We start from the raw sequence: 11,704 nt of genomic DNA, 5'->3' as shown, positions 1-11,704 counted from the left end.
CCCATATTTGCTTTTGTGCAGCGTAAAAAAACGGGTGCGACATCCGACGTCGCACCCGCTGAAGAAAACGTTCTGAATCTTGTTTTGCCTCAAACTGCCTGGGCTGCCACCGCCTGCGGCTTGCGCGACAACAAACTCACCACGACGAAACTCACCAGCCCGACCGCCAGGCTGTAGTAGATCGGCGTGTTCGCGTCCAACCCATCCTTGAACATAAACACCAGCGCAGTCACAAAGCCCAGGGTCATGGATGCAATCGCGCCCGATGTGGTCGCACGTTTCCAGAAGATCGCGCCCATCAGCGGGATCAACATGCCGCCCACCAACAGGTTGTAGGCCAGGGTCAGGGCGCTGATCACATCGTTCACCACCAGCGCGATGCCCAGCACGGCGATACCGGTCAGCAGCGTGAACAGGCGGTTGATGCTCAGGCTCGACTGCTTGCCTCCGCGCAGGCGCGGCAGCAGGTCTTCGGTCAATACGGTGGAGGCAGCCAGCAGGCCGGCGCTGGCGGTGGACATCATCGCGGCCAGGGCTGCGGCAATCACTAGGCCGCGAATGCCGTCTGGCAGCGAAGCTTTGACGATGGCGGCGAAGGCGTTGTTGACGTTATCCAGGTCCGGCAGCAGCACATGCGCCGCCATCCCGATCAGTGCACAGGCCAGGCCGTAGAGGATGCAGTAGAAACCGGCGAAAGTGCCTGCGTACTTGGCGACCTTTTCGTCACGGGCGGTGAACACCCGTTGCCAGATGTCCTGGCCGATCAGGATGCCGAAGAAGTAGATCATGAAGTAGGTGATGATCGTGTCCCAGCCGATCGCGGTGAAGCTGAAGCTCGACGCCGGCAGCTTGGCCACCAGTTCGTCCCAGCCGCCGACCCGGTACAGGCAGATCGGCAACAGGATAAACATCAGGCCGACGGTCTTGATCACGAACTGCACGATGTCGGTCAGGGTCAGCGACCACATGCCGCCGATGGTCGAGTAGACCACCACCACACCGCCACCCAGCAACACCGAAATCCAGAATGGCAGGCCGAACAGCACTTGCAGCACGGTGCCGATGGCGAGGATCGAGGTCACGCCGATCATCAGCGCGTAGGCCAGCATGATCACCGCACTGGCCTGGCGGGCCATGGGGTTGTAGCGTTTTTCCAGGACCTGGGTCACCGTAAAGATCTTCAGCTTCAGCAGCGGCTTGGCGAGGAACAGGTTCAGCGCGATGATCCCCATGCCGAGCGCGGCGCATAGCCAGAAGCCGGAGATGCCATGCACATAGCCCAGGCGAACGGTGCCGACGGTGGACGCGCCACCCAATACCGTGGCGGCCATGGTGCCCATGTACAGCGACGGGCCCAGGTTGCGACCGGCCACCAGGTAGTCTTCGTGGGTCTTGGCGCGGCGCATGCCGTAATAGCCGAGCACGAGCATGCCGGCGGCGTAGATGAGTACGACGAATAAATCCAAAGCCATGACGGCGGTCTCCGATTATTTTTTTAGGCTATTGAGGAGTTTTCTGTGGCGACGACGCTGACTCCCGCCGGGCTGTGAAGCGAGCCCCTGGGGCCATACACCGCGGCCGGTTCCGGGAACATGCGCAGCAAGGTCAGGTACACCACGGAGGCCAGCCCCAGCGTCACCGGCAAGCTGATATCGATGCCGTCAGCCAGGTTTCCCAGCGGCCCGACAAACTGCCCCGGCAGGTTGACGAAGCACAGGCCCACCAGCGCACTCGGGATCCAGGCCCCGAGCCCGCGCCAGTTCCAGCCGTGGCTGAACCAGTAGCGGCCGCCGGTTTCACCGCGCGTGAACACCTGCAGATCATCCGGGCAGTAGAAGCCGCGACGCACGATCAGGCCGATGATCATCATCACCATCCACGGCGTGGTGCAGGTGATGATCAACACAGCAAAGGTCGACACGCTCTGCACCAGGTTGGCGGCGAAACGTCCGATAAAGATGAAGGCAATCGATATCACCCCGATCAGCAGCGTGGCCTTGACCCGCGACAGCAGGCGCGGGAACACGCTGGACATATCCAGCCCCGTGCCATACAGCGAGGTGGTGCCGGTCGACATGCCGCCGATCACCGCAATCAGGCACACCGGCAGGAAGAACCAGGTTGGCGCCACCGCCAGCAAACCGCCGACGTAGTTGTTGGCCGCGATGTAGTCCGGTGCCTTGATCGCTACGATCGTTGCGGTGGCCAGGCCGAATAGGAACGGGATCAACGTAGCGATCTGGGCCAGGACCACGGCGAGCATGATGCGCAGTTTCGGGGTTTCACGCGGGATGTAGCGCGACCAGTCACCGAGGAACGCACCGAAGGAGATTGGGTTGCTCATGGCCACCAGCGCGGCGCCGATAAAGGCTGCCCAGAAGCCGGTCTGACCCATCGCCACGCTGCCGGCGAAGTGGCTGTCGAAAGCCGGCGCGAAAGCGAAGATCCCCAGCAGGAACAGCAGGCTCGCCGCCCACACCGCAATGCGGTTGACCCACAGCATGAAGCGAAAGCCATAGATGCACACCGTCAGCACCAGCAGGGCGAACAGGCCATAGGCCAGGCCCAGGGTCAGGTCGGTTTCCGGCAAGCCGATCAGACGTTTCGCACCACCTACTAAGGCATCGCCCGAACTCCACACCGAGAGCGAAAAGAAAGCAATCGCCGTCAGCAGCGACAGAAACGAGCCGACAATCCGCCCGTGCACGCCAAAGTGCGCACCGGAAGACACGGCGTTGTTGGTGCCATTGATCGGTCCGAACAGGCCCATCGGCGCCAGAATCACAGCGCCCACCAGCACGCCCAGCACAATCGCCCAGACGCCGGCCTGGAACGACAAGCCGAACAGCACCGGAAACGAGCCCAGCACAGCGGTGGCAAAGGTATTGGCACCGCCGAAGATCAGGCGGAACAGATCCTTGGGCCCGGCGGTACGTTCGTGGTCCGGGATCTGCTCGACCCCGTTGGTTTCTATCTTGCGAATACTTTTATCGTTGTTTTTATTATTCATGATCAGCTCCGATCACATTGGCTAATGGGGCGGCAGCCCTTCCGGCATAGCGGACAAATGTTCATGACAGGCCAGCCACAGGCCTTCTTGTTGTTCTGCGCCAAGCCCTTGCCGTTTAAAGACAATGGTCTCGCGTTCCTGGCTATTGAATTGCTCCCCGTTCATGCGCAGCTCGGTGGCCACGTCATGCATAAAAATCGCCACGTCACCCTGCAGGCTGACAAAGGCGTTGCTCGAGGTGCAGGACAGCACCTCGAACCCCTCGTCCCGGCGCCAGCTGTCCCACAACGCCTGGTAGGCGTCGCGGCTGAGCAGCGGCTGGGGGAGGGTGTAGAAGATGAAACTGGCGTCCGCCGTGAACGCGCCGAAGTAGGCGCTGCGGTCATTGCGGGCAAAGGCCGACACCAGGTCGGCCGCAGCCTTGAGCACGGCTTGCGCGCTCATCAGCGGTGCGCCACGCCAGGCAGTACGCAGAGCATTTCGTACAGCAGGTTGGCGCCCAGCAGCGAGGTGTTGCCGGTGGTGTCGTAAGGCGGCGAAACTTCTACCAGATCGCAACCAATCAGGTCGAGGCCCTGGCAGCCGCGGATGATCTCGATCGCCTGAATAGTGGTCAGCCCGCCGATTTCCGGGGTGCCGGTGCCGGGCGCCCAGGCCGGGTCGATGCCGTCGATATCAAAACTCAGGTACACCGGGCCGCCGCCGACTTTTTCCCGCACTTCGGCCATCAATGGCGCGAGGGAGTGGTGCCAGCATTCTTCGGCCTGGACCACGCGGAACCCCTGTTTGCGGCTCCAGTTGAAGTCTTCGGCGGTGTAGCCCTGGGCACGCAGGCCGATCTGCACCACGCGGTCGCAGTCGAGCAGGCCTTCTTCAACGGCGCGGCGGAAGGTGGTGCCGTGGGCGATTTTCTCGCCGAACATATGGTCGTTGACGTCAGCGTGGGCATCGATGTGCACCAGCCCGACCTTGCCGTGTTTCTTGTGAATCGCCCGCAGGATCGGCAGGGTGATGGTGTGGTCGCCGCCCAGGGTCATCGGGATCACGTTGTGCTCGAGGATCTCATCGTAGGCTTCTTCGATGATGCGCACGGCGTCGAGGAGGTTGAAGGTGTTGATCGCCACGTCGCCGATGTCGGCAACCGACAGCGAGTCGAAGGGCGCGGCACCGGTGGCCATGTTGTAGGGGCGGATCATCACCGATTCGGCGCGGATTTCGCGCGGCCCGAAGCGGGTGCCGGCGCGCAGCGAGGTGCCGATGTCCAGGGGCACGCCAACAAAGGCGGCATCCAGGCCCTTGGCCGACTGCAAGTGGGGAAGACGCATCATGGTGGCGATGCCGGCGAAGCGCGGCATTTCGTTGCCGCCCAGTGGTTGGTGGAAAATCTTGTCCACGGGATTGCCTCATCGTTGTTTTGTTTATTAGGAGCCGATTCTGCGAAAAGCGCAGGACGGGAAGAATCGGCAGGGGCAAATACTTAGTTCAGATTTTTCTAAACTAAGGCGGGCAGGTAGACTGCGAAGATCTACACCCGGAGCCGACCATGGCCAACGCCTTGCCCGACCTGAAACTCCTGCGCATCTTCGTCAGCGTCGTGCGGCATCAGGGGTTCGCCAATGCCCAGCACGAACTCAACCTGTCGACGTCGGCCATCAGCACCTATATGAGCCAACTTGAATCAGCCTTGGGTCTGGTGCTGTGCCATCGCGGGCGGGGCGGCTTCAGCCTGACCAGCAAGGGCGAGCTGTTCCATCAGGAAACCCTGCGCCTGTTGGGCGAACTGGAAGGCTTCGAGCAATATGCCGCCGCGCTCAAGGGCGAGCTGCGCGGTACGCTCAAGCTGGGCGTGCTCGACTCCACGGTCAGTGACAAGGCCTTGCCGTTTGCCGAAGTGATCGGCGCCTACAGCCTGGAGCACCCGGCGGTGCATCTGCATTTGTCGGTGATGAGCCCTTACGAGCTGCAACTCGGCGTGCAGGACAATCGCCTGGACCTGGCCATCGGCGCCTTCTCCAACCGTATGAGCGGGTTGATCTATATGCCGTTGTACCGCGAGCAGCACTGGCTGTATTGCAGCACCCGGCATCCGCTGTTCAGCGAGCGGCGCATCCCTGAGCAGGTGATCACCCAGCAACGCATGGTCGGTCGCGGTTACTGGAGCCAGGCGGAGTTGGCGCGCCACGGCTTCAAGCACAGCGCGGCGACCGTGGAAAGTATGGAGGCGCAACTCATCCTGGTGTTGTCCGGCGCGTACATCGGCTACTTGCCCGAACATTACGCCCAGGCCTGGGCCGACAAGGGCGACCTGCGCGTACTGCTGCCGGCGACGTTCGGCTACCAGGCGCCGTTCTCGATGATCATGCGTCGGGGCCGCAGCCGCGAACCGCTGATCCAGACCTTCCGCGATCTGCTCAAAGCCCAGCTCAACCAGGCCCGATAAATCATGTCTAGACCCCAATGCCCCCGTTGCCTGCGCCCCGCTGCACATTGCCTGTGCGCGCTGATCCCCAGCCTCGACAGCCGTACCCGCGTAGTGCTGTTGCAGCACCCGAGCGAGGTCAACCACGCACTCAATACGGCGCGGTTGGCGGCGTTGGGCTTGAATAATGCGCAGTTGATAGTAGGCGAGGTCTTTGATGATCTACCGACGTTATTGAACCCGCCCGGCTATCAGGCGCGGCTGCTGTTCCCGGCCGACGATGCCCAACCGCTGCAGGCCTATGCGCCCGGCGATCAGCCGCTGTTGCTGGTGGTGCCTGACGGCACCTGGCGCAAGGCGCGCAAACTGCTGCACCTCAACCCATTGCTGGCGGCGTTGCCACGGGTGACGCTGGCGCAGGGCGCGGTGTCGCGCTACCGACTGCGCAAGGCGCCCGGGCCCGGTGCATTGTCGACGGTAGAAGCCATCGTCCAGGCATTGCAGGTGCTGGAAGCGCCGACTTCGTTCGAACCGTTGCTCAAACCGTTCGAGGCGTTGATCGAGGGGCAGATTGCAGCCATGGGCCAAGAGGTGTTCCAGCGCAACCATGGCGATGTGCATTTGCGATAGGCGGGATAGGAGGCGCGGCCATCGGGGGCTTGCCCCCGATGGCGCCCGCTCAGCCACCACCTTCCTTGCTTATGCCTTTAAGCCATAAGCACCGCACTTTGCGTGATATGGCGCGCCAGGCTTTCCCGGTATGATGTTCGCCCCCGCAGTCTGGATTGCGAATACGCCATGACCTTGCAGTACCCTACAATCGCCGATTGCGTCGGCAACACGCCCCTGGTCCGCTTGCAACGCATGGCGGGTGAAACCAGCAATACCCTGTTGCTCAAGCTCGAAGGGAACAACCCGGCCGGCTCGGTAAAAGACCGCCCGGCGCTGTCGATGATCACCCGCGCCGAGTTGCGCGGGCAGATCAAACCCGGCGACACCCTGATCGAAGCCACCTCCGGTAATACCGGGATCGCCCTGGCCATGGCCGCGGCCATCAAGGGTTACAAGATGGTGCTGATCATGCCCGACAACGGCAGCGCCGAGCGCAAGGCGGCGATGACCGCCTATGGCGCCGAGTTAATCCTGGTTACTCAGGAAGAAGGCATGGAAGGCGCCCGCGACCTCGCCGAGCGCATGGCCGCCGAAGGCCGTGGCCTGGTGCTGGACCAGTTCGCCAACGGCGATAACCCCGAGGCGCATTACACCAGCACCGGCCCGGAAATCTGGCGCCAGACCCAGGGCACCATCACCCATTTCGTCAGCTCCATGGGCACCACCGGCACCATCATGGGCAATTCGCGCTACCTCAAGGAGCAGAATCCCGAGATTCAGATTGTCGGCCTGCAACCCATGGAAGGCTCGGCGATCCCCGGCATCCGCCGTTGGCCGCAGGAGTATCTGCCGAAAATCTACAACGCGACGCGCGTGGACCGCATCATCGACATGGCCCAGCGTGAAGCCGAAGACACCACCCGCCGGCTGGCGCGTGAGGAAGGCATCTTCTGTGGCGTGTCCTCCGGTGGCGCCGTGGCCGGCATGTTGCGCTTGTCCAAGGAAGTGGAAAACGCGGTGATCGTCGCGATCATCTGTGACCGAGGCGACCGCTACCTGTCGACCGGCATCTTCGACGAACCCAACTGATGGCCAAGCATGAGAGAGGCCTGCGCTTCCAGCCGACGGGCGGTAGCCGGGCCCCGCAGATTCCGGTCGGCAAGAAACAACGCCTGACCATCGAGCGCCTGGCCAATGATGGCCGCGGCATTGTGTTCTTTGAAGGCCGCACCTGGTTCGTCAATGGCGCGCTCGCCGGTGAAGAAGTCGAAGCGCGCGTGCTGGGCGCCCACGGCAAAGTGGTCGAGGCCCGCACCGAGCGCGTGTTCAAGGCCAGCGAACTGCGTCGCCCGGCGCCCTGTGCGCACTTCGGCCGCTGCGGCGGTTGCAGCGTGCAACACCTGCCCCATGACGAACAACTTGCCCTGAAACAGCGCATGCTCGCCGAGCAACTGTCCCGCGTGGCAGGCGTCGAACCGCAAGCGTGGGCCGCACCGTTGAGCGGGCCGGAATTCGGCTACCGTCGTCGCGCCCGCGTGGCCGTGCGCTGGGATGCCAAGGCGAAAAACCTCGAAGTGGGTTTTCGTGCCGTGGCCAGCCAGGACATCGTCGCCATCGCTGATTGCCCGGTGCTGGTACAGGCCTTGCAACCGATCATGCAGCGCCTGCCGAACATGTTGCGTCGCCTGAGCAAACCTCAGGCCCTGGGGCATGTGGAGTTGTTCAGTGGTACGGCCATTGCCGTGTTGCTGCGGCATATGGCGCCACTGTCGGAAGCGGACTTGCAGGTGTTGAAAGAATTTTGTGCTTTCCATGACGCCCAATTGTGGCTGCAGGGCGAGGGCCCGCCGGAACCGGTCGAGGTCGATTCGGTGCTGGGGTTTCGCTTGGAACAGTGGGATCTGGCGCTGGCTTACCGGCCGGGAGATTTCGTGCAGGTCAACGCCGGGGTCAACGCGGCGATGATCGCCCAAGCCCTGGAATGGCTGGCGCCTCAACCCGATGAACGGGTGCTGGACCTGTTTTGCGGCCTGGGCAACTTTGCCCTGCCACTCGCCCGCCACGTGCGCGAAGTGGTGGCGGTGGAAGGCGTACAGACCATGGTGGACCGGGCGGCATTGAACGCCGTCAGCAACAATTTGCATAACGTAGAGTTTTTTCAGGCCGATTTGTCCCAGCCTTTGACCGACGCGGAATGGGCCAAACAGGGCTTTTCTGCGGTACTCTTGGACCCACCCCGCGATGGTGCCCTGGAGGTCGTGCGCAAGCTCGCCGCCTTGGGGGCCAAGCGCCTGGTGTATGTGTCCTGCAACCCGGCCACGCTGGCGCGGGACACGGTTGAGTTGGTCAAGCAAGGCTACCGGCTAAAACGTGCCGGGATCCTCGACATGTTTCCGCAAACAGCGCATGTCGAGGCGATGGCGTTATTTGAAGCGGGCTAGGATGCCCGTTTAATCCGACTGGCCTGCATTCTCCAGGGCCGTGACCTGCCAGGGAGTGTGTTCAAGCTTTAGTGATAAAGCAGGTCAGCGATGATTTTTGGCGCATCAAAGGTGCGTCGTAGGGAAGGTAAGCAAGATGGTACAGGTGAGAGCACACCAGCCGATCAATACCGACGGCAGTATCAATCTCGAGGCATGGCTGGATCATGCCATCAGTGTCGACCCGGCACTGGACCGTGAAGCCTTGAAAGCAGCCTGCGAGTTCGCTCGTGAGTCTGAACAGCAAGACAATGCGGCCAAGAACCTGTGGGCCGAAGGCACTTCCAGCTTTCGCACCGGGTTGGAAATCGCCGAGATCCTCGCCGATCTCAAGCTGGACCAGGATTCGCTGATCGCCGCCGTGCTCTATCGCGGCGTGCGTGAAGGGCATATTCCGCTCGCCACGGTTGGCCAGCGTTTCGGTTCGGTAGTGGCCAAACTGATCGACGGCGTGCTGCGCATGGCCGCTATCAGCGCCAGCCTCAGCCCGCGCCAGTCGATGGTGCTGGGCACCCAGGGCCAGGTCGAAAACCTGCGCAAAATGCTCGTGGCGATGGTCGACGACGTACGCGTCGCGCTGATCAAGCTGGCCGAGCGCACCTGCGCGATCCGTGCGGTGAAGACCGCCGACGACGAGAAGCGCAACCGCGTGGCCCGCGAGGTGTTCGACATCTACGCGCCACTCGCCCACCGCCTGGGCATCGGCCATATCAAGTGGGAGCTGGAGGACTTGTCCTTCCGCTACCTCGAACCCGATCAATACAAACAGATTGCCACGCTGCTGCACGAGCGGCGGCTCGACCGTGAGCGCTTCATCTCCGATGTGATGGGCCAGTTGCGCAGTGAGTTGCAGGCAACCGGGGTCGACGCCGACATCAGCGGCCGGGCCAAACACATCTATTCCATCTGGCGCAAAATGCAGCGCAAGGGCCTGGCCTTCAGCCAGATCTACGACGTGCGTGCGGTGCGCGTGCTGGTGCCGGAAATGCGCGACTGCTATACCGCGCTGGGCATCGTCCACACCCTGTGGCGGCACATCCCCAAGGAATTCGACGACTACATCGCCAACCCCAAGGAAAACGGCTACCGCTCGCTGCATACCGCCGTGATCGGCCCCGAGGGCAAGGTGCTCGAAGTGCAGATCCGCACCCACGCCATGCACGAAGAGGCCGAGCTGGGGGTGTGCGCGCACTGGCGCTACAAGGGCACCGACGTCAAGGCCGGGTCCAACCAGTACGAAGAGAAAATCTCCTGGCTGCGCCAAGTGCTCGAATGGCACGAAGAGCTCGGCGACATCGGCGGCCTCGCCGAACAGCTGCGCGTCGACATTGAGCCGGACCGGGTCTACATCTTCACCCCCGATGGCCACGCCATCGACTTGCCCAAGGGCGCCACGCCGTTGGACTTTGCCTACCGCGTGCACACCGAGATCGGCCACAACTGCCGTGGCGCGAAGATCAATGGGCGCATCGTGCCGCTCAACTACAGCCTGCAAACCGGTGAACAGGTCGAGATCATCACCAGCAAGCACGGCACGCCGAGCCGCGACTGGCTGAACCCGAACCTGGGCTACATCACCACGTCGCGTGCACGGGCGAAGATCGTTCACTGGTTCAAATTGCAGGCGCGCGACCAGAACGTCGCGGCCGGTAAAACCTTGCTTGAACGCGAACTGGCGCGCCTGGGCCTGCCTCAAGTGGACTTCGACAAGTTGGCCGAAAAAGCCAATATGAAGATCGCCGAAGACATGTTCGCCGCCCTCGGTGCCGGCGACCTGCGCCTGGCGCAACTGGTCAACCTGGCCCAGCAACTGGTCGAGCCGGAGCGCGGCAGCGAGCAGTTGGAGCTGATCCCGCGCAAAGCCACCGGCTACAAGCCCGGCAAGCGCGGCGATATCCAGATCCAGGGTGTCGGCAACCTGATGACGCAGATCGCCGGTTGCTGCCAGCCGTTGCCGGGGGATGCTATCGTCGGCTACATCACCCAGGGCCGCGGCGTGAGCATTCACCGCCAGGACTGCGCCTCGGTGCTGCAGCTAGGCGGGCGCGAGCCGGAGCGGATCATCCAGGTCAGCTGGGGCCCGGTGCCGGTGCTCACCTACCCGGTGGACATCATCATCCGCGCCTACGACCGTTCCGGTTTGCTGCGTGACGTGTCGCAAGTGCTGCTCAACGAGCGGATCAACGTACTGGCGGTCAACACCCGCTCGAACAAAGAGGACAACACCGCGCTGATGTCCCTGACCATCGAGATTCCGGGGCTGGACGCACTGGGGCGGCTGCTGGGGCGGATTTCCCAGTTGCCGAACATCATCGAGACACGGCGTAACCGCACACCATGATGTATTCGCTTGAAGACTTGCTGCACCTGATGAACCGCCTGCGGGACCCGCAATACGGGTGCCCGTGGGATATCAAGCAGACCTACGCGACCATCGTCCCGCATACCCTCGAGGAAGCCTATGAAGTCGCCGACGCCATCGAGCGCGGCGATTTTGATCACCTGCAGGGTGAACTGGGCGACCTGCTGTTCCAGGTGGTGTATTACAGCCAGCTGGCGCGGGAAGAAGGGCGCTTCGAGTTCGCCGGGGTGATCGACAGCATTACGCGCAAGCTGATCCGTCGCCATCCGCACGTGTTCCCCACCGGTGACCTGTACGCGCCGCTGGATATTGCGCAGCTCAGCGAAGAGCAGGTGAAGGAACGCTGGGAGCAGATCAAGGCCGAGGAGCGCGCGGAAAAATCCGACGCACCCGAGCAGCTTTCCCTGCTGGATGACGTGCCCACCGCCTTGCCGTCCTTGTCGCGTGCCGCCAAGTTGCAAAAGCGTGCGAGCCAGGTCGGCTTCGACTGGCCGTCGGCCTTGCCGGTGGTGGATAACGTGCGTGAAGAGCTGGATGAAGTGCTCGAAGCCATGGCTGACAACGACTCGGCGGCTATTGCAGACGAGGTCGGCGACCTGCTGTTTGCAGCGGTCAACCTGGCCCGTCACCTCAAGGTGGACCCGGAAACCGCACTGCGTGGCGCCAATGCCAAGTTCGAGCGACGTTTCCGATTTATCGAACAGGCATTGCGCGACACCCACCGTCCCATAGAAGATTGCACCCTCGAAGAGTTGGACGCCCTGTGGGGCGAAGCCAAACGTCAGGAAAAGAATGTGTCCAGCTGCGGTTGAGCAGTTGCC

At 62.6% G+C, this 11,704-nt stretch carries 10 protein-coding genes; 6 read left to right on the top strand and 4 right to left on the bottom strand.

Features of this window, described 5'->3' with window-relative positions; all coding sequences use genetic code 11:
• Nucleotides 1–89: 89 nt before the first annotated feature.
• From WBR57_RS14520 to speB, 4 genes are read right to left on the bottom strand one after another with little or no spacing between them, the layout of a single operon-like run.
• Nucleotides 90–1,472: a sodium:solute symporter gene (locus WBR57_RS14520; protein ID WP_424084406.1), complete on the bottom strand. Its 1,383-nt coding sequence runs from the start codon at nucleotides 1,470–1,472 to the stop codon at nucleotides 90–92.
• Nucleotides 1,473–1,495: 23 nt separating this feature from the next.
• Nucleotides 1,496–3,010 (bottom strand): purine-cytosine permease family protein, encoded by a 1,515-nt coding sequence (locus WBR57_RS14515; protein WP_424084405.1) that lies wholly within the window; start codon nucleotides 3,008–3,010, stop codon nucleotides 1,496–1,498.
• Between the two features lie 21 nt (nucleotides 3,011–3,031).
• Complete coding sequence (locus WBR57_RS14510) at nucleotides 3,032–3,454, bottom strand: YybH family protein (RefSeq protein ID WP_424084404.1); 423 nt, start codon at nucleotides 3,452–3,454, stop codon at nucleotides 3,032–3,034.
• Nucleotides 3,454–4,404 (bottom strand): agmatinase, encoded by a 951-nt coding sequence (speB, locus tag WBR57_RS14505; protein ID WP_003210733.1) that lies wholly within the window; start codon nucleotides 4,402–4,404, stop codon nucleotides 3,454–3,456. The genes WBR57_RS14510 and speB overlap by 1 nt, the downstream gene beginning before the upstream one ends.
• Before the next feature lie 149 nt (nucleotides 4,405–4,553).
• Here speB and WBR57_RS14500 point away from each other — a divergent pair, with 149 nt between their 5' ends.
• The 6 genes from WBR57_RS14500 (at nucleotide 4,554) to mazG (ending at nucleotide 11,695) form a co-directional block, all read left to right on the top strand.
• On the top strand, nucleotides 4,554–5,450 hold the full coding sequence (locus tag WBR57_RS14500; protein WP_122541875.1) for a LysR family transcriptional regulator: 897 nt from the start codon (nucleotides 4,554–4,556) through the stop codon (nucleotides 5,448–5,450).
• A 3-nt stretch (nucleotides 5,451–5,453) separates the two neighbouring features.
• Nucleotides 5,454–6,059, top strand: coding sequence for a tRNA-uridine aminocarboxypropyltransferase (locus WBR57_RS14495; RefSeq protein WP_424084403.1), 606 nt, complete (start codon nucleotides 5,454–5,456; stop codon nucleotides 6,057–6,059).
• Nucleotides 6,060–6,227: 168 nt separating this feature from the next.
• The gene (gene cysM, locus WBR57_RS14490; RefSeq protein WP_424084402.1) at nucleotides 6,228–7,130 is read left to right on the top strand and encodes a cysteine synthase CysM; all 903 of its coding nucleotides are present in this window, start codon (nucleotides 6,228–6,230) and stop codon (nucleotides 7,128–7,130) included.
• On the top strand, nucleotides 7,130–8,482 hold the full coding sequence (rlmD, locus tag WBR57_RS14485; RefSeq protein ID WP_424084401.1) for a 23S rRNA (uracil(1939)-C(5))-methyltransferase RlmD: 1,353 nt from the start codon (nucleotides 7,130–7,132) through the stop codon (nucleotides 8,480–8,482). The genes cysM and rlmD overlap by 1 nt, the downstream gene beginning before the upstream one ends.
• Nucleotides 8,483–8,618: 136 nt before the next feature.
• Complete coding sequence (relA, locus tag WBR57_RS14480; protein WP_424084400.1) at nucleotides 8,619–10,862, top strand: GTP diphosphokinase; 2,244 nt, start codon at nucleotides 8,619–8,621, stop codon at nucleotides 10,860–10,862.
• Entirely contained in the window at nucleotides 10,862–11,695 is an 834-nt protein-coding gene (mazG, locus tag WBR57_RS14475; RefSeq protein WP_424084407.1) for a nucleoside triphosphate pyrophosphohydrolase, read from the top strand. Before relA ends, mazG begins: the two co-directional genes overlap by 1 nt.
• Nucleotides 11,696–11,704: the final 9 nt, after the last annotated feature.

It is taken from the genome of Pseudomonas sp., assembly GCF_049590575.1.
In the GTDB taxonomy this organism is placed as follows: domain Bacteria; phylum Pseudomonadota; class Gammaproteobacteria; order Pseudomonadales; family Pseudomonadaceae; genus Aquipseudomonas.
Note: the sequence above shows the minus strand (reverse complement) of the source record. Positions and strands in the feature narration are given on the sequence as shown.